At 57.9% G+C, this 17776-nt stretch carries 15 protein-coding genes, 1 pseudogene and 1 riboswitch; of the genes and pseudogenes, 8 read left to right on the forward strand and 8 right to left on the reverse strand.

What is annotated here, in order from left to right; genetic code table 11:
• Positions 1-459: 459 nt before the first annotated feature.
• The 4 genes from deoC to deoD all read left to right on the forward strand — a co-directional run bounded on the left by deoC (position 460) and on the right by deoD (position 4923).
• Positions 460-1239 (forward strand): deoxyribose-phosphate aldolase, encoded by a 780-nt coding sequence (deoC, locus tag A1830_RS20485; RefSeq protein ID WP_067710393.1) that lies wholly within the window; start codon positions 460-462, stop codon positions 1237-1239.
• Between the two features lie 293 nt (positions 1240-1532).
• A complete protein-coding gene (deoA, locus tag A1830_RS20490; protein WP_067710395.1) occupies positions 1533-2855 on the forward strand; it encodes a thymidine phosphorylase in 1323 nt (440 codons plus the stop codon).
• 62 nt (positions 2856-2917) lie between these two features.
• On the forward strand, positions 2918-4141 hold the full coding sequence (gene deoB / locus A1830_RS20495; protein ID WP_067710397.1) for a phosphopentomutase: 1224 nt from the start codon (positions 2918-2920) through the stop codon (positions 4139-4141).
• Positions 4142-4203: 62 nt separating this feature from the next.
• Complete coding sequence (gene deoD / locus A1830_RS20500; protein WP_067710399.1) at positions 4204-4923, forward strand: purine-nucleoside phosphorylase; 720 nt, start codon at positions 4204-4206, stop codon at positions 4921-4923.
• A gap of 134 nt (positions 4924-5057) precedes the next feature.
• On the opposite strand, the gene A1830_RS20505 is transcribed toward deoD, so the two are convergent.
• The 5 genes and pseudogenes from A1830_RS20505 to A1830_RS20525 form a co-directional block, all read right to left on the reverse strand.
• Positions 5058-5990 carry an ABC transporter substrate-binding protein gene (locus A1830_RS20505; protein ID WP_067710401.1) on the reverse strand — a complete coding sequence of 311 codons (933 nt, stop codon included), beginning with the start codon at positions 5988-5990 and terminating at the stop codon, positions 5058-5060.
• A gap of 17 nt (positions 5991-6007) precedes the next feature.
• Positions 6008-6742: an ABC transporter permease gene (locus A1830_RS20510; RefSeq protein ID WP_073981075.1), complete on the reverse strand. Its 735-nt coding sequence runs from the start codon at positions 6740-6742 to the stop codon at positions 6008-6010.
• Positions 6739-7476 (reverse strand): ABC transporter ATP-binding protein, encoded by a 738-nt coding sequence (locus tag A1830_RS20515; protein ID WP_067710403.1) that lies wholly within the window; start codon positions 7474-7476, stop codon positions 6739-6741. Before A1830_RS20515 ends, A1830_RS20510 begins: the two co-directional genes overlap by 4 nt.
• Before the next feature lie 32 nt (positions 7477-7508).
• Positions 7509-7757 (reverse strand): annotated as a pseudogene (locus A1830_RS20520) (thiaminase II); the annotation flags it as partial.
• 69 nt (positions 7758-7826) lie between these two features.
• Positions 7827-7929: riboswitch (TPP riboswitch) on the reverse strand.
• 98 nt (positions 7930-8027) lie between these two features.
• Positions 8028-8699: a YtjB family periplasmic protein gene (locus tag A1830_RS20525; RefSeq protein WP_067710405.1), complete on the reverse strand. Its 672-nt coding sequence runs from the start codon at positions 8697-8699 to the stop codon at positions 8028-8030.
• Between the two features lie 115 nt (positions 8700-8814).
• Between A1830_RS20525 and serB the strand changes: the two genes are divergently transcribed.
• From serB to nadR, 3 genes are all read left to right on the forward strand, one after another.
• On the forward strand, positions 8815-9792 hold the full coding sequence (serB, locus tag A1830_RS20530) for a phosphoserine phosphatase (protein WP_067710407.1): 978 nt from the start codon (positions 8815-8817) through the stop codon (positions 9790-9792).
• A 9-nt stretch (positions 9793-9801) separates the two neighbouring features.
• Positions 9802-11181: a DNA repair protein RadA gene (gene radA, locus A1830_RS20535; RefSeq protein ID WP_067710409.1), complete on the forward strand. Its 1380-nt coding sequence runs from the start codon at positions 9802-9804 to the stop codon at positions 11179-11181.
• Positions 11182-11394: 213 nt separating this feature from the next.
• Positions 11395-12621: a multifunctional transcriptional regulator/nicotinamide-nucleotide adenylyltransferase/ribosylnicotinamide kinase NadR gene (gene nadR / locus A1830_RS20540; protein ID WP_067710411.1), complete on the forward strand. Its 1227-nt coding sequence runs from the start codon at positions 11395-11397 to the stop codon at positions 12619-12621.
• A gap of 65 nt (positions 12622-12686) precedes the next feature.
• On the opposite strand, the gene A1830_RS20545 is transcribed toward nadR, so the two are convergent.
• From A1830_RS20545 to A1830_RS20560, 3 genes are all read right to left on the reverse strand, one after another.
• Positions 12687-13967 carry an MFS transporter gene (locus tag A1830_RS20545; RefSeq protein ID WP_067710413.1) on the reverse strand — a complete coding sequence of 427 codons (1281 nt, stop codon included), beginning with the start codon at positions 13965-13967 and terminating at the stop codon, positions 12687-12689.
• Positions 13960-15114, reverse strand: a complete 1155-nt coding sequence (locus tag A1830_RS20550) for a mandelate racemase/muconate lactonizing enzyme family protein (protein WP_067710415.1) — start codon at positions 15112-15114, stop codon at positions 13960-13962. The genes A1830_RS20545 and A1830_RS20550 overlap by 8 nt, the downstream gene beginning before the upstream one ends.
• 319 nt (positions 15115-15433) lie before the next feature.
• Entirely contained in the window at positions 15434-16435 is a 1002-nt protein-coding gene (locus A1830_RS20560; RefSeq protein WP_067710419.1) for a zinc-binding alcohol dehydrogenase family protein, read from the reverse strand.
• A gap of 97 nt (positions 16436-16532) precedes the next feature.
• Between A1830_RS20560 and A1830_RS20565 the strand changes: the two genes are divergently transcribed.
• On the forward strand, positions 16533-17429 hold the full coding sequence (locus A1830_RS20565; RefSeq protein WP_067710421.1) for a LysR family transcriptional regulator: 897 nt from the start codon (positions 16533-16535) through the stop codon (positions 17427-17429).
• Positions 17430-17776: the final 347 nt, after the last annotated feature.

Raw genomic sequence — 17776 nt, forward strand, 5'->3', positions numbered from 1 at the left:
TCCCGTCATGCCCGGTCCGAAAGGTCGACGAGCGGAGCGAAGGAACCGCGCCACGCGCGGCGCGAGGACCGCCAGGCACCGGGCCCCACTCGTTGGCGACCACACGGGCCTGTGCAGCATCGGGCCCCACCCGTAGGCGACAGCCCATACCTGTGCCGCACCAGGCCCCACCCGCAGGCGACCACCCCAGCCTAAGCCGCACCACGCCCTTTAGCATTAAGCAACAATAAATGTTATAATTATAACATTATGCGCAACCGCCTAAATCAGGAAGGACAATATCGTTCACTATGCCCCATAAGGGCAATTCACAAGGATTTTTATGTGATATCAGTCACGCATAATATAGAATTAATGCAATGGCATTTTCATGGGTGTGAATTACATCACGGAAAATACGCCTCTGTAAGTGTTATTATTTTAACATAAAGACCTGCGGGTTTCTCTCTGGAGACAAACATGACTGACGTAACTTCTGCTGCCGTTCGCGCACTGAAACTGATGGACCTCACTACCCTGAATGATGATGACACCGATGAGAAAGTGATTGCGCTCTGTCATCAGGCCAAATCCCCTGCGGGAAACACGGCGGCTATCTGCATCTATCCGCGCTTTATTCCCATCGCGCGCAAAACGCTGCGCGAACAGGGCACGCCGGATATCCGCATCGCTACCGTGACTAATTTCCCACACGGCAATGATGATATCGAGATTGCGCTGGCAGAAACCCATGCGGCGATTGCTTACGGCGCTGATGAGGTCGATGTGGTGTTCCCTTATCGCGCACTAATGGCGGGTAACGAAGAGACAGGTTTTCAACTGGTAAGCGCCTGTAAAGAGGCCTGTGCCGACGCCGATGTGCTCCTGAAAGTCATTATCGAAACCGGCGAGCTGAAAGATGCCGCGCTGATCCGCAAAGCTTCTGAAATCGCCATTGATGCCGGTGCTGATTTCATTAAAACGTCTACCGGGAAAGTACCGGTCAACGCCACTCCTGAAGTCGCTGAAATCATGATGCGCGTGATTGCCGATAAAGGCGTTAAGCATAAGGTAGGATTTAAACCAGCCGGCGGCGTTCGCACCGCCGACGATGCTGCAATCTATCTCAAGCTGGCCGATGACATTCTGGGCAGCGACTGGGCAACCCCACGTCACTTCCGCTTTGGCGCTTCAAGCCTGCTGGCCAGCCTGTTGAAAGCCGCAGGCTATGACAGCACTGCGCCTCAGTCAGGATACTAAGTCGGGCAAACGTCAGCAACCCGGTCAGGTCGGGGATCGCGGGCTACGTCAGCATCCCGGTCTGACCAGGGATCGCGGGCAAACCTTAGCAACCCGGTCAGACCGGGGATCGCGGGCGATGTCCGCACCCGGTGAGAGCAGAAATCGCAGGCCGGATGGCATGTTGGCGAGGCGGTTAGTGTACTGAAGTCGATATATTCACCCGTGGGCCGCCTCGTGTCGGCCCGGATAGTAACGCTTATACTCTCAGCTGGGGCGACTCCCCGCCCGGCTGCTTAACATCAGGGGGCAATGTGTTCCTGCCACAAGAAATCATCCGCAAAAAAAGAGACGGCCAGACGCTGAGTGAAGAGGAAATTCGTTTCTTTATCAACGGCGTTCGTGACAACTCCGTCTCTGAAGGGCAAATCGCCGCGCTGGCGATGACAATCTATTTTCATGACATGACGCTGCCAGAACGTGTGGCGCTGACCATGGCGATGCGTGATTCCGGCTCGGTACTCAACTGGCAGGCGCTAAACCTCAACGGACCGGTGGTCGATAAGCATTCCACGGGTGGAGTAGGGGACGTGACCTCGCTGATGCTGGGGCCAATGGTCGCCGCATGCGGTGGCTATGTACCCATGATTTCGGGCCGCGGACTGGGCCATACCGGCGGTACGCTGGATAAGCTGGAAGCCATTCCCGGCTTTGATATCTTCCCCGAGGATGAGGCCTTCCGCCGGATGATCAAAGAGGTGGGCGTGGCGATCATCGGTCAGACCCACTCACTTGCGCCAGCCGATAAGCGTTTCTACGCCACGCGGGACATCACCGCTACGGTAGACTCCATTCCGCTTATTACCGCGTCGATTCTGGCGAAAAAGCTGGCCGAAGGGCTGGATGCGCTGGTAATGGACGTTAAGGTAGGGTCCGGTGCCTTTATGCCGACCTTTGAACTCTCTGAACAGCTGGCGCAGTCGATCGTTGGCGTGGCAAACGGCGCGGGCTGTAAAACCACCGCGCTGCTGACCGATATGAATCAGGTGCTGGCGTCCAGCGCCGGTAACGCGCTGGAAGTGCGCGAGGCGGTGCAGTTCCTGACCGGCGACTATCGCAATCCACGCCTGCTGGAGGTGACGCTGGCGCTGAGTGCGGAAATGCTGGTATCGGGTGGGCTGGCCGCAAACGTTGATGAGGCGACCCGTAAGCTCCAGGCCGTGCTGGATAACGGCCGCGCGGCAGAGGTGTTCTCCCGCATGGTGGCGGCGCAGAAAGGGCCAGCCGATTTCATTGAGAATATTGATAACTACCTGCCCGCACCGATGCTCAGCAAAGCGGTATATGCCGATAGCGTCGGGGTGATCGGCGCAGTGGATACCCGCGCGCTGGGTATGGCGGTGGTCTCAATGGGCGGCGGACGCCGTCGCGCCAGCGACAGCATAGATTACAGCGTCGGCCTGAGTGAGGTTGCCCCCCTGGGTGCCGCCGTTGACAGCCAGCAGCCGCTGGCGGTGATCCACGCCAGCAGCGAAGCCAGCTGGCAGGAAGCGGCGGCGGCGGTCAAAGCGGCCATTACGCTCAGTGAGACGGCCCCGGCAGAAACGCCAGTTATCTATCGCAGAATCAGCGGATAAGCGTCATACTACTCTGATCGATAAAATTTAAGCTAAGCGCCTAACAGACGCAGGAGACCAGGATGAAACGTGCATTTATCATGGTGCTAGATTCCTTTGGGATCGGCTCCAGCAAAGACGCCCATAAATATGGCGACGAAGGCTCTGATACCCTCGGACATATTGCCGAGGCCTGTTTTAACGGGAAAGCTGACACGGGCAGAAAAGGCCCGCTGCACTTACCGAATCTGACCGCGCTTGGCCTAGGCAAAGCGGCGGAAGGGTCTACCGGCCGGTTCCCGCTGGGGCTGGATAAAGACGCTGAGATAACCGGCGCCTGGGCCTGGGCCAGTGAGCTCTCCTCCGGTAAGGACACGCCGTCGGGCCACTGGGAAATTGCCGGGGTGCCGGTGCTGTTTGACTGGGGCTACTTCTCCGACAAAGAGAACAGTTTTCCGCAGGCGCTATTAGACCTGCTGGTTGAGAAAGCCGATCTGCCGGGCTACCTGGGTAACTGCCACTCTTCCGGTACGGTTATCCTCGACCAGCTCGGCGAAGAGCATATGAAAACCGGTAAACCGATTTTCTACACCTCGGCAGACTCGGTATTTCAGATTGCCTGCCATGAAGAAACCTTTGGGCTGGAGCGCCTCTACAAGCTGTGCGAAATCGCCCGTGAGGCGCTGACCGAAGGCGGTTATAATATTGGCCGCGTTATCGCCCGTCCTTTTACCGGCGACAAGGCAGGCAACTTCCAGCGCACCGGTAACCGACACGATCTCGCCGTGGAACCACCGGCACCGACTATCCTGAAAAAGCTGGTTGAGGAGCAGAACGGTCAGGTGATCTCGGTTGGTAAAATTGCCGACATCTACGCCCACGTTGGCATTACCAAAAAGGTAAAGGCAACCGGTCTGGATGCGCTGTTTGACGCCACGATTGAAGAAATGAAAATCGCGCCGGACAACAGCATCGTGTTTACCAACTTCGTGGACTTCGATTCCACCTGGGGCCATCGTCGTGATGTGCCGGGCTACGCCGGTGGGCTGGAGCTGTTCGACCGCCGACTGCCGGAGCTGATGGCGCTGGTGCAGGAAGGTGACATTCTGATCCTCACCGCCGACCACGGCTGCGATCCTACCTGGGAAGGCACGGAACATACCCGCGAGCATATTCCGGTGCTACTCTACGGACCCGGTGTAAAACCTGGTTCGCTGGGATATCGCGACACCTTTGCCGATATCGGGCAAACCGTTGCACGCTATTTTGGCCTTTCCGATATGGAATATGGCAAAAGCATGCTGTAAAGCGACATATAACTGGCCGGCGCTGACGCCGGCAAGATGAATATTGAAGATAAGGATAAAAAATGGCAACGCCTCATATTAACGCTGAAATGGGCGACTTCGCTGATGTGGTTCTGATGCCTGGCGATCCGCTGCGTGCAAAACACATTGCGGAAACCTTTTTGCAGGACGCAGTGGAAGTGAACAACGTACGCGGCATGCTGGGCTACACCGGCACCTATAAAGGGCGCAAAATTTCGGTAATGGGCCACGGTATGGGTATCCCATCCTGCTCGATTTATGCTAAAGAACTGATCACTGAGTTTGGCGTGAAAAAAATCATTCGCGTTGGATCCTGCGGTGCGGTGCGCGCCGATGTGAAACTGCGTGATGTGGTTATCGGTATGGGGGCGTCAACCGACTCCAAAGTGAACCGTATGCGCTTTAAGGATCACGACTTCGCGGCTATTGCTGATTTCGAGATGGTGCGTAATGCCGTCGATGCGGCAAAGGCGCTGGGCGTGGACGCGCGGGTGGGAAATATCTTCTCAGCCGACCTGTTCTATACCCCGGACCCGCAGATGTTTGACGTGATGGAGAAGTACGGCATTCTGGGCGTGGAGATGGAAGCGGCCGGGATCTACGGTGTGGCGGCGGAGTTTGGTGCTAAGGCACTGGCTATCTGTACCGTTTCTGACCATATCCGTACGCACGAACAGACCACGGCAGAAGAGCGCCAGACCACCTTCAGCGAGATGATCCAGATCGCGCTGGAGTCGGTACTGCTGGGCGATAAAGCCTGATAACCCCGCACCAGCCGCCAGTCCGATAGATTCGCTGGCGGCGCACTGCGTCGCCCGGCCGTCGCTTTTGCGTCTGCCGGGCATTATTCAGCATGAAGGCCCGTCTCCACCGTCGTTAATCACCTTCTCCAACATCAATGGACTTCTACCGCGTAGTCCGCCACCGGCGTCATCTTCTTAATCAGCTTATTATCAAACAGAAACTGTTCGTATGCCTGGTAACGGGCAGGGTCCAGCTTTGCCGGGTCTTTCGCGAACAGGGGCAGAGAGTTTTGCCAGGCAAGCTGATTCAGCGGCGTATTTAATTCCGGGTGGGCTTTGGCAAACGCCAGCCAGCTCTCCTGCGGATGAGCCAGCAGATAATCGGTGCCTTTTTTCAGCGCGATAAGAAATTTCTTTATCCGGGGATCGTTGACCGCATCGCGGTTGGCGACGATCACCAGTTCGTCATAGGCCGGAACGCCATAATCTTCCACATTGAAGACCACCGGGTCTTTCCCCTTTAGCTTCAGTTCCTGAGCTTCAATATTGCGGTAGCCGCCAATCACGGCGTCAACCTGACCGGCCAGTAGCGCGCTGACCAGCTGGAAATTCACGTTAATCAACCGCACATTATCAGCCTTGAGGTGTTCATGTTTCAGCATGGTGCTGAGGATTGCCTGCTCAATGCCGCTCACCGAATAGCCTATTTTCTTCCCGACCAGACCCGCAGGGGAGGTGATTTTTTTATCCAGAGTGATAACCGTATTCAGCGGCGAATTGATCAGCGTGCCAATGCGCACCAGCGGCAGGCCCTGATCCGCAAAGAAGTGCAGCTGGGGCTGATAGGTAATGGCCAGGTCTGCCTGTTTTGCGGCAACCAGGCGCGGCGGCAGGGCGGCATCGGAAGGCGACACTATGTTCACATCCAGCCCCTCGGCCCGGAACGCGCCGATCTGCTCAGCGACCATAATGGGCGCGTGGTCAGGATTGATATACCAGTCGAGCACCAGGGTCAGCTTTTCCGCTGCCAGCGCATGGCCGCTCAGTGCCGCGGTCAGCAGCAGTCCGCACAGGGTATTTTTCACCGTTAATGATTCCTTGATTAGCTATTTTCGGGCGCCCAACGGATCAGGCGGTGGAGCAGCGCATCAACCGCTACCCAGAGTAATACGGTCATCAGCACCAGAATGAACAGCGCGGCAAAGCAGATATCGGTCTGCATTCGGGCGTTGGCGTTAAGCATCACGTACCCCAGCCCCTCTGCCGAACCGACCCATTCGCCAATAATCGCGCCGATGGGGGCGACGGCAGCGGCCATCCGCAGACCGCTGCCGAAGGCGGGTAGCGCGGCCATCAGCCGGACATGCAGCAGCTGTGCCCGGCGCGTGGCACCCATCGTTCGGGCAAGGTCAAGCCAGTCATTGTTAACCCGACGGAGGCCGTCATAGAACGCGGAGGTCACCGGAAAGAAGATCACCAGCACGGCCATCGCCACCTTAGCGCTCAGCCCGAAGCCGAACCACAGCACCAGCAGCGGCGCCAGCGCGAAGACGGGGATGGCCTGGCTGGTCAATACGACGGGCATCAGCCAGCGCTGGAGCCGGGGCGAAAAGGTCATACAGAGCGCCAGCAGCGTGCCCAGCAGGACACCGAGCACTAAGCCGCTTAGCACCTCTGAGGCGGTGATCAGACTGTGCCAGGCCAGATAGCTCAGGTTGTTCCAGAGTGCGCAGGCAACCGCCGCAGGCGAGGGCAGCAGGAACGCCGGAATAGTGCTTAAGGTTGCCAGCCACCACAGCAGGAGCAAACCGCAAAAGATCACACCTCCCCGCATCATTCTGCGGCCCTCACCAGCTGTCGCATCAGTTCACCCTGACTGGTTAACAGATTAGGGTCGTCCGGCGCGCGCGGAGGCTGCCCGACCAGGGTGTGACTGTCATCAATGTGGGCGGGGGAACCCGCCAGCACCAGCAGGCGATGGCTGAGGCGGCAGGCTTCCATGGGATCGTGGGTGATCAACAGCACGGTATTATCCACCAGCAGCTCGGCGGCCAGCGTCTGGATTTTGGCCCGCGTGAGCGTATCCAGCGCGGAGAAGGGTTCATCCATCAGCACGACCGGGCGACGCTCATACAGCGTGCGCGCAATGGCGGCGCGCTGGCGCATCCCACCGGAGAGTGCCGCAGGCAGCACTTTCCCATGACCGCTTAATCCGACCCGCTCCAGCAGATGGGTGGCCCATTCCCGATCGCCTTTTTCTCCCCGCAGACGAGCGCCCAGCATGATGTTATCCATCACCGTCAGCCAGGGATAGAGCAGATCTCTCTGGCCCATCCAGGCGATACGGCCCGCCAGGGGGCGCCCATCGCTGCCGCTGACCGTACCTGCGTCGGGAGCCGCGAGGCCAGCGATGATTTTCAGCAGGCTGGTCTTACCGCTGCCGCTGGCACCGAGCAGCGCCACAAAGCTGCCGGGCGCAATATCAACGCTGAGATGTTGGAAAATGGTGCGCTGGCCAAAGCTAAGGCCAAGATTGCGACAGGCAATGCCCGGTGGTCGTGCGCCGATCACGTTTCTGACGCCGCGTTCAGCCCCATTTGCCACAGGGTATTGAGAGACGTGGACGCCGCGCGCATCTCTGGCAGGGTGCGCAGTTTGCTGACCAGTAGGCCATAGGCACGGGCGAAGTGGATGAGAAACAGATAATCCTGCGTCAGATAACGGCGGAAAGCGGCATGGGGAAGCGTGCCGGAAGCCAGCTGTTGCAGGAAGGGGTGATTAACATAGTGCTGCCACTCTGCGCCCGCATGCTGGCGAAGACGACCATACAGGCCCTGGCGGAAATCAGGGATGGGTAGATGAGACACTGAACCTCCGAAAATAAGTGGAGATCCGGACACGCAGAAGTGTGAACAGGCAATTGATCAGTGCCAACCCGTCCCTTCGCTGGCATGACCCAGATCAGGTTCAAAGGGTTCGGCTTGCGCCATCTCAGCCCATTACTGGACACCCCTCGGAGCAGACTGTTATACGATATTTTATTTTTGATTACAACGCCGTAACAAGGACAGTGACGCGGGGACAACCTGTCGGTTAACGGCCCGGTGCAGGCCCCATTTCCGCTATTTTAGGTTCTCTGGTGACGATGGGCTTTCGCTGCTCTCATCCTCATCATCCTCTCTTACCGGATGGTTGGCGGTAAGCAGAAAGGGCGACTGCTGCCAGCGGGTGCGGCGGGTGCGCAGCAGCGTCCGGCTGAGAATAATGCCGATAGCCAGCGCCAGCAGCATCATCAGACGCAGAATATTGGTGGTGTTATCCACCTGACGGGATTCGGTGACCAGCACATGAGTGTCCAGCGTGACGCGCAGGAAGCCGCGCGGACCATCGGGGGTATCCAGCGGCTGCACGATCTGATGATTGAAGTAGCTGCCCGCGCGATGGCCATCCAGCGCCAGCCGATCGCGCACGTTAATGGTTTCCCCGCTGTGAGCCAGCAGCGCACCGTTGTCGTCGTAGACCGAGGCATCAAGAATGCGGCTGTCCGTAGTCAGCAGCGCAATGGCCTCGGTAATTTTCTGTCGGTTATCATCGCTGTTTTCCATCAGCGGCGTCAGGCTCCAGGCAACCTGTCGCGTCAGCGTTCGGGCCAGCTCCTCGACCTGCGCTGAACGGGCCATCTGATGACCCAGACTGAACCATGAGGCTCCCTGCATCAGCATCACCAGCAGAGTGAGGCAGATCAGCACGATCGCCGTACGGTGTAGTCGGAATTTTAATCTGGCCTTTGCCATCTTCACCCTTCATATTTTTTCAACGAACGCCGTCCGCCTCTTCGCTTTATGTTGCCAGAACCGGGGCTGACAGGGTAGCCTCTTGCGTGGTTAATATGTCCCTACAGGAGCTGTAATGCCAAATAGTCTGACCTGGTGCGACCTGCCTTCCGATGTCTCTCTCTGGCCGGGGTTACCTCTCTCTCTTAGCGGTGATGAAGTCATGCCGCTGGATTACCGCGCTGGCCGCACCGGCTGGCTTCTGTACGGCCGCAAGCTTGATAAAGCCAGCCTTACGGCGCTCCAGCATCAGCTGGGTGCAGCGATGGTTATCGTCAGCGCCTGGTGCGTTGATCAGTATCAGGTCGTGCGCCTGGCGGGCTCACTGACTCCGCTCGCCACACGTCTGGCCCATGAAGCGGGCCTGGACGTCGCCCCGCTGGGGAAAATTCCGCACCTGAAAACGCCCGGACTGCTGGTCATGGACATGGACTCTACCGCGATAGAAGTGGAGTGCATTGATGAAATCGCAAAGCTGGCAGGCTGCGGCGAGCAGGTGGCGGAAGTGACGGAGCGGGCGATGCGCGGCGAACTCGATTTCGCTGCCAGCCTGCGCCAGCGCGTTGCCACGCTGAAAGATGCGGATGCCAACATCCTGGTTCAGGTGCGTGACCAGCTGCCGCTGATGCCGGGTCTGACGCAGCTGGTGGAAAAACTCCAGGCGCTGGGCTGGCACGTGGCGATCGCCTCCGGCGGCTTTACCTTCTTTGCCGAATATCTGCGGGACAGACTCCATCTCTCTGCTATTGCCGCTAACGTGCTGGAAATCCGCGACGGCAGGCTGACGGGTGAGGTGCTGGGCGATATTGTGGATGCCCGCTACAAGGCCGATACGCTGCTTAAGCTGGCTGAACGCTTTGAAATCGCCGACGATCAGACCGTCGCCATCGGCGACGGGGCAAACGATCTGCTGATGATCAAGGCATCTGCACTGGGTATTGCCTATCACGCCAAACCGAAAGTCAATGAACAAACGGCGGTGACCATTCGTCACGCCGACCTGATGGGCGTGTTCTGTATTCTCAGCGGCAGCCTGATCTCTGATGAGCGTTAAGGAGGCGATTTGGCCAAAGCGGTGAAGCGCGCCTTTGTCTGTAACGAATGTGGCGCAGATTACCCACGCTGGCAGGGGCAGTGCAGCGCCTGCCAGGCGTGGAATACTATTACTGAAGTTCGCCTCTCTGCCTCGCCCACCGTGGCGCGTAATGAGCGCATGGGCTATGCGGGCAGCGCAGGCACCAGCCGCGTGCAGAAGCTGTCTGAGATCAGCCTTGAAGCGCTACCGCGCTTCAGCACCGGCTTCAAAGAATTTGACCGGGTACTGGGCGGCGGGGTGGTGCCAGGCAGCGCGATTCTCATCGGCGGTAGTCCCGGCGCGGGCAAAAGTACCCTGCTGCTGCAAACGCTGTGCAAACTTTCCGAGGGAATGAAGACCCTCTACGTCACCGGCGAAGAGTCTCTTCAGCAGGTGGCGATGCGCGCCCACCGGCTGGGGCTGCCCACTGAAAATCTCAATATGCTGTCGGAAACCAGCATCGAGCAGATCTGCCAGATTGCCGATCAGGAGCAGCCGAGGCTGATGGTGATCGACTCCATTCAGGTGATGCATATGGCCGATATCCAGTCATCGCCCGGCAGCGTCGCCCAGGTGCGGGAAACGGCAGCCTATCTGACCCGCTTCGCCAAAACGCGCGGCGTGGCGATTGTGATGGTGGGTCATGTGACCAAAGATGGTTCTCTTGCGGGGCCAAAGGTGCTTGAGCACTGTATCGACTGCTCAGTACTGCTGGATGGCGATGCCGATTCGCGCTTTCGTACATTGCGCAGCCATAAAAACCGTTTCGGTGCGGTGAATGAGCTGGGCGTCTTCGCCATGACCGAGCAGGGGCTGCGTGAGGTAAGCAACCCATCGGCTATCTTCCTGAGCCGCGGTGATGAAGTGACCTCCGGCAGTTCGGTCATGGTGCTGTGGGAAGGCACGCGCCCGCTGCTGGTGGAAATTCAGGCGCTGGTGGATCACTCGATGATGGGCAACCCCCGGCGCGTTGCCGTTGGCCTGGAGCAGAACCGACTGGCGATCCTGCTGGCGGTTTTGCACCGTCACGGCGGGCTACAGATGGCGGACCAGGACGTGTTTGTTAATGTGGTTGGCGGCGTCAAGGTCACCGAAACCAGTGCCGACCTGGCGCTGATGCTGTCGATAGTCTCCAGCCTGCGCGATCGCCCTCTACCTCATGACCTGGTGGTATTCGGCGAGGTCGGGCTGGCGGGCGAGATCCGTCCGGTGCCAAGCGGGCAGGAGCGTATCTCTGAGGCGGCGAAGCATGGCTTCCGGCGCGCGATTGTCCCTGCTGCTAACGTGCCGAAGAGGCCGCCGGAAAATATGAAAGTCTATGGCGTGAAAAAGCTCGCCGACGCGCTGGCGATACTGGACGACCTGTAACCGTTCGGACCGGGCAATTCCCCCTGACGGCTGAACGTATTACTATCGGTCAGGCAGGTTCGCCTGGACAGTTGAACGTATTACTATCGGTCAGGCTGGTTCGTCTGGACAGTTGAACGTAATTGCGATCGGTGAGGCGGGTTCGCCCGGATAGCTGAACGTACTATCATCTGAGGGCGGAACTGATGCCGCCCTTTATGCAGGAGGCATTTGATGTCGTCATTTGATTATCTGAAAACCGCTATCCGCCAGCAGGGCAGCACGCTACAGCAGGTGGCCGATGCGAGCGGCATGACGAAGGGCTACCTCAGTCAGCTGCTGAACGCGAAAATAAAAAGCCCCAGCGCCCAGAAGCTGGAAGCACTTCACCGTTATCTTGGGCTGGAATTCCCTCGCCGCGAAAAAACCGTCGGGGTGGTATTTGGCAAGTTCTATCCGCTGCATACCGGCCATATTTATCTGATCCAGCGCGCCTGTAGTCAGGTTGATGAGCTGCATATCATCATGGGCTACGACGAACCGCGCGATCTAAAGCTGTTTGAAGACAGCGCCATGTCTCAGCAGCCCACCGTCAGCGATCGCCTGCGCTGGCTGCTGCAAACCTTTAAGTATCAGAAAAATATTCGCATTCACTCTTTTAACGAAGAGGGGATGGAGCCATATCCGCACGGCTGGGATGTCTGGAGTCGCGGCATTACCGACTTTATGGAAAACCACGGCATCGTGCCAAATCGCGTATATACCAGCGAGGAACCGGACGCCTCGCAGTATCAGCAGCATCTGGGCATTGAAACCATTCTGATCGATCCCCAGCGATCCTTTATGAATATCAGCGGCGGGCAGATCCGCCAGGATCCGTTCCGCTACTGGGAGTATATTCCCACCGAAGTGAAGCCCTTTTTCGTGCGTACGGTGGCGATTCTGGGCGGTGAATCCAGCGGAAAATCGACGCTGGTGAACAAGCTGGCTAACATTTTCAATACCACCAGCGCCTGGGAATTTGGCCGCGACTACGTCTTTTCTCATCTCGGCGGCGATGAAATGGCCCTGCAATATTCCGACTACGATAAAATCGCGCTGGGCCAGGCGCAGTACATTGATTTCGCTGTAAAATATGCTAATAAAGTGGCCTTTATTGATACCGATTTTGTCACGACCCAGGCCTTCTGCAAGAAATATGAGGGGCGCGAGCACCCCTTTGTTCAGGCACTGATCGACGAGTACCGTTTCGATCTGGTGATTCTGGTGGAGAACAATGTGCCCTGGGTGGCAGATGGTCTGCGCAGCCTGGGCAGTTCGGTGGATCGCAGGGAGTTCCAGCAGCTACTGATCTCGATGCTGGAGGAGAATAATATCCCCTGGGTGCACGTTGAGCAGGATAACTACGACGAGCGTTTCCTGCGCTGCGTAGAGCTGGTGAAAGAGATGATGGGCGCCTGACCGTCCGCTATCCAAAGGCTGTGCCCTGCGCACAGCCTTTGCTGCGCAGGCAATGGGCTTTATTTTCAGGCCAGCGCGCGCAGGGCATTCACGCTTCGCTGGCGCACGAAAACCGCCAGCAGCAGCATGCCTGCCAGCGCCAGTACGCTGGCCAGCATAAAGGCCGAGGCGTATCCGCCGCCGTACTGAATTAAAAAGCCGGTGATCCCCGGTGAGAGTATCCCCGCCAGATTCGCCAGAAGGTGTACAAATCCGCCCGCAGTCCCAATCCGCTCCGCCGGAACAATGTCCTGGAGTAATGACCAACATGCCTGAGGCGTCATATACGCAAAGACGCTGGCAAGGGTAATCAGCGTGACCGCCATCGTCACGCTGCTGGCCCAGGCCGTCAGCATCACGCAGAGTGCGGCTACGGCCAGCCCACAAAAAATGACCAGCTTGCGCGACTGCAAAAAGTTGCCGGTGCGGCGATACAGTGCATCTGACACCAGTCCTCCGCCGATAAACCCGATGGTCGCGCCCAGCCACGGAAGGATGCCAATCAGGCTCATGCTTTTGATATCCAGATGCTGGAAGTCGGTGAGATAGCTTGGCAGCCAGGAGAGGAAAAAAAACTGGATGTAGTTAAAGCAAAAAAAAGCCGCCGCCACGCCCAGTACCGGCAGTGAAAAAACGTAGCGCCACAGCCGGACCCTGGAAGGGGCACCTTTCTCCGTCAGCCGTGTCGCGGGGCGTTCGGCGGTAATCAGCGTGCGCTCGGCTGCCGTAATGCGGGGGTGCTGCTCGGGTTTGTCGCGAAACAGCCACAGCCAGAAGGCCAGCCAGACAAAGCCCAGAATGGCAATAGCCACGAACGAGACCCGCCAGCCAAAATGTAGCCCAATAAGACCCACTATCGGCGCCGCGACCGCCGCACCCAGCGGCTGGCCCGCATTGCTAAAACCGACCGCGCGACCCACCTCCCGACGGGGGAACCAGTTGGAAATCGATTTATTGGTGGTGGTTCCCATCGGCCCTTCGCCAATGCCGAACAGCACGCGCACAATAAGCAGCTGGAAAAAGCTTCCAGCCAGCGCGGTGGCACCGCAGAACAGTGACCAGACGACGGCCGCCCAGCCAAAGACCTTACGCGGGCCGTAGCGGTCTGCCCCCCATCCGCCAAGAAAGCAGAACAGACAGTAGCCGATAAAAAAGCAGCTAAACAGGATCCCCATCTGCGCATCATCAATATGCAGATCCTTTTTTACCAGCGGTGCCATAACCGAAAGCGCGGCGCGATCGAGATAATTAAGCACACCGGCGAAAAACAGCAGCAGGGCGACGGTACTCCGTATATTTTTAAACATGGTGTACGCCCTCCGCATCAACTCGCCGATGGTAAAGGGTATGTTCTTTCATCACTGCGGCATCCGGTTCAAAGCCCAGGCCCGGGATATCAGGCAGGCTGAACTGCGGGGAGAGGTCGAGCTGTGGGTGAAGCCGTGCGGAGAAGTGAATAAAGGGGCGTTCCAGCTGGACATCATCAGGCAGGGCGGCGACGAGATGCGCGGTAGCCAGCAGGCCCGCCCCGTAGTAAAAACAGTGGGGTATCACATTCACCTGATGCCGTCTGGCCTGCTCTGTTATCCGCAACACGGCGCTGATGCCGCCCACTTTTGCCACGCTGGGCTGTGCCACATCTACGGCCTGCTGGTTAAACAGGGCCGCAAACCCCTCTGCACCTGACGCGTTTTCACCGGCGGCGATCGGTGTGCCTGCTCGACGTACGCGCGCCAGCCCGGCCGCATCTTCCGGTGGCCACACGGGCTCTTCCAGCCAGGCCAGATTCAGCGTCTTAAGCTCGCGCGCACGATGACAGGCCTCCTCTGGCGTCCAGGGACAGTTAACGTCCACCATCAGCCGGGCCTCCGCTGGAAGCGCTGCGCGGGCGGCTGCAATGGCCTCAACGTGAGTTTCATGCAGCTTCAGCGAGCGAAATCCCGCCTGCCACGCCCTTTTCACCTGGCGCGCGACCTCGTCAGGCTGATTGTTATAGCTGACCAGGCTGGCGTAGCACGTAATATGCTGGCGTGTGGCACCCAACAGCTGCCACAGCGGCTGTTCATGATGCTGCCCCAGTAAATCCCACAGGGCAATATCCATTGCCGACAGGGCAAAGCGCACCGGACCGTTTCCGCCAAAGGCATGGAGCGCTTTTTCTGCTCCTTCAACCAGCGTAGCCAGCGCTTCACGGCTGGTGGGGACAGTTTTATCCAGAAAGTAGGGGATCACCAGGTCCTGTAACGCCTGGGCGGTAACGGCATTGGAGAGATGGCCGAATCCCTCCCCCCATCCCTGCCGTCCGCTGTCGGTGACGACCCGGATCAGTAGCGTTTCCATCTGCGTCAGCGCCGCTGATGCTGCGTTCCATGCCCGTTCGCCGCTCAGGGCCGGAGCGCGATTGCTGGCAAACGGGATGCTGAGGCGTATAACCTCCACGTGACTGATTTTCATGCCATAAACCTCATAAAGTAGGGGGGCTGTACGCCTGTAATTAGCATAATGGGCGCGTATCAACCGGAGGAGATAAGAGGTGGACTGCTACATTCCCAGTATAAAAAGGGGCGCGGGGAGGTTCATCGTTCAGGCGCACAAGGATGAAGCCGGAACGGGCGGCAGATTTTGGCATTTGGATAAGGTGCAGCGGGGCGGGTCACAAAAGGAGGGAAAAGCGGCGGGCCAGAGTGCACCCACCGGAGAAGGAGTTAGCGATAATTACGCTATGCTCGCCGGATACTTAGCAAAGGTTAAGGACGTTATGCTCGCCTGATATTCAGTAAGCGATAACCACTTTACCGCGCATATGACCTTCAAGTACCAGCCGGTGTGCCTCTGTCAGCGTCTCTACGCTCAGGCCCTGTAGCGTTTTGCTGAGGGTGGTGGTGATTTTTCCATCGTCGATAAGCTTAGCGGTCTCGTTAAGGATCTCTCCCTGACGGGCGATATCCGGCGTGGTGTACATGCTGCGGGTGTACATAAACTCAAAGTGCAGCGCCGCGCTTTTCAGCTTCAGCTCAGTCATATCCAGCGGGGCTTCGTTTTCAACGATGGTACAGATCTGTCCCTGAGGCGCAATTAGCTTCGCCATTGTCGCCCAGTGCCCGTCGGTATCGTTCAGGCAGAAAATATAATCCACCTGCTTCAGCCCCTGCTTTTCCAGCTCGGCAGGCATATCCCGATAGTCGATAACCTTGTCGGCCCCGCGATCCTTACACCACTGTACCGAGTCAGGGCGCGATGCCGTGGCGATGATAGTGACCTTGCTGTACAGCTTCGCGAACGGAATGGCCAGCGATCCCACGCCGCCCGCGCCGCCGACGATCAGCAGCGTTTTTCCCTCTTCCGCCTGGTCAATGTGTAGCCTGTCAAACAGACCTTCCCATGCGGTCAGCGCCGTCAACGGAAGCGCAGCGGATTCCGCCCAGTTCAGCGAAGCAGGCTTGTGCCCGGTAATACGTGCATCGATCAGCTGGAAGGTGCTGTTGCTGCCTGGACGGGTGATATCTCCGGCGTAATAGACTTCGTCCCCCGGCTTAAAGCCGCTGACTTTGCTACCGACTTCACGGACTACGCCGCTGGCATCCCAGCCGAGAATACGCGGTACCTGGAGGCCATTTTTCTGCGCACCTTTGTGCACTTTTGTATCCACCGGATTAACGGAGGCGGCGTGAACTTCTACCAGCAGGTCGTATTCGCCCGGCGTGGCCTTCTCCGGGTAGATTTCAATAAACTGCTGCGGATTTTCTGGATTAATCGCAATTGCCTGGATAGTCATGGTGCATCTCCTATAAGGTGTGACATTGAGTGTAGAAGCTAAGCACGCTGAAGATAAGTGGCACAATAACTAACTCAGCGTTCGTCTCAGGTGAACAATCATGTTTAAACAGCTCCAGGATATGGCGCTCTTTGCGCTGGTGGCCGAATGTGGCAGTTTCACTGCTGCCGCAACCCGGGCCAGATTACCGAAATCCAGCGTTAGTCAGCGGATCAGCCAGCTGGAACGTGCTTTGGGCCTGCGCCTTATTAATCGTACTACACGGCAGCTAAATCTGACCTTTGCCGGGGAGCGCTATCTGGTCCACTGTCAGGAGATGCTGCTGGCCAGCGAACGGGCAGGCCTGGCGATACAGCGCCTGCGGGATAATCCCAGCGGACGGTTAAGAATTACCTCGCCCGCCGGGATTGGCGCCACGCTGCTGGCGCGGTTCAACGCCGCCTTTCAGAATGAATATCCTGAGGTGATGCTGGATGTATCGGTATCCGATGAAATGAGCGATCTGGTGCAGGAGGGGGTTGATATTGCGCTGCGCACGGGTCAACCACACGATTCTTCGCTTATCGGGCGGCGGATAGGCTACTGCGAGCGCCTGCTGGTCGCCTCGCCCGCCTATCTGGCACGGAACAAGACGCTGCGGCATCCGGGTCAGATGGCTGAGCACCGGTTCATCGCCCATCGCGCCTGGAGCGCGTGGTTGTTAAAGCGTGGCGAGGAGTATTTCCGCTGGCTGCTGCCGCCGGTCCATATGACGGATAATTTGATTTATGCCCGGGAGTGCGTACTGGAAGATGCGGGCATAACGCTTTTGCCGCGTTTTATGGCCGGAAGTTTCCTCGCGGAGGGATCGCTGGTCAGGGCGCTGCCGGAGTGGGAAGTCGAAGGTAATGAACTCTGGCTGGTTTACCCAAGCCGTAAACTGAATTCGCCGGCGCTGGCGTGTTTTATTGATTTCGCGCTGCAATCGCCGATTTTTAAAGAGTTTTATCGCTAAATTGCCGTGCATAGTTTCGCGATGTAGGCGGTTTGTGCCACGTACAATGTAGACAGGGCTGTATGGCGGGATTCAGGGTCAAAACCTGCTCCGGGGACAGGGCTGTTTCGCGGGATTCAAGGTCAAAACCTGCTCCGGTGTCAGGGCTGTGTTGCGGGTCAGAACGCCGGGACGCCGTAAACCCCTCCCTGGGGCTTCACTGCCGCATCCTTGCGGCAGAGACCCGGCTAATCTGCTCCGCAACACCGCCTTCTGGCTGCGGAGTGTTCTGTAAGTAGTCTGGACACTGAGCAATATCAGAACCTGATCCTGATGCTACCGGAATTATCTGTCGGCAGTTTTGAAAA

Source organism: Erwinia sp. ErVv1, assembly GCF_900068895.1.
GTDB lineage: Bacteria > Pseudomonadota > Gammaproteobacteria > Enterobacterales > Enterobacteriaceae > Erwinia.

Excerpts from the sequence above, each read along its gene's own strand:
- deoC (WP_067710393.1), top strand. The coding sequence starts at position 460 with ATGACTGACGTAACTTCTGCTGCCGTTCGCGCACTGAAACTGATGGAC.
- deoB (WP_067710397.1), top strand. The coding sequence starts at position 2,918 with ATGAAACGTGCATTTATCATGGTGCTAGATTCCTTTGGGATCGGCTCC.
- deoD (WP_067710399.1), top strand. The coding sequence starts at position 4,204 with ATGGCAACGCCTCATATTAACGCTGAAATGGGCGACTTCGCTGATGTG.
- A1830_RS20510 (WP_073981075.1), bottom strand. The coding sequence starts at position 6,742 with ATGATGCGGGGAGGTGTGATCTTTTGCGGTTTGCTCCTGCTGTGGTGG.
- A1830_RS20525 (WP_067710405.1), bottom strand. The coding sequence starts at position 8,699 with ATGGCAAAGGCCAGATTAAAATTCCGACTACACCGTACGGCGATCGTG.
- serB (WP_067710407.1), top strand. The coding sequence starts at position 8,815 with ATGCCAAATAGTCTGACCTGGTGCGACCTGCCTTCCGATGTCTCTCTC.
- nadR (WP_067710411.1), top strand. The coding sequence starts at position 11,395 with ATGTCGTCATTTGATTATCTGAAAACCGCTATCCGCCAGCAGGGCAGC.
- A1830_RS20545 (WP_067710413.1), bottom strand. The coding sequence starts at position 13,967 with ATGTTTAAAAATATACGGAGTACCGTCGCCCTGCTGCTGTTTTTCGCC.
- A1830_RS20550 (WP_067710415.1), bottom strand. The coding sequence starts at position 15,114 with ATGAAAATCAGTCACGTGGAGGTTATACGCCTCAGCATCCCGTTTGCC.
- A1830_RS20560 (WP_067710419.1), bottom strand. The coding sequence starts at position 16,435 with ATGACTATCCAGGCAATTGCGATTAATCCAGAAAATCCGCAGCAGTTT.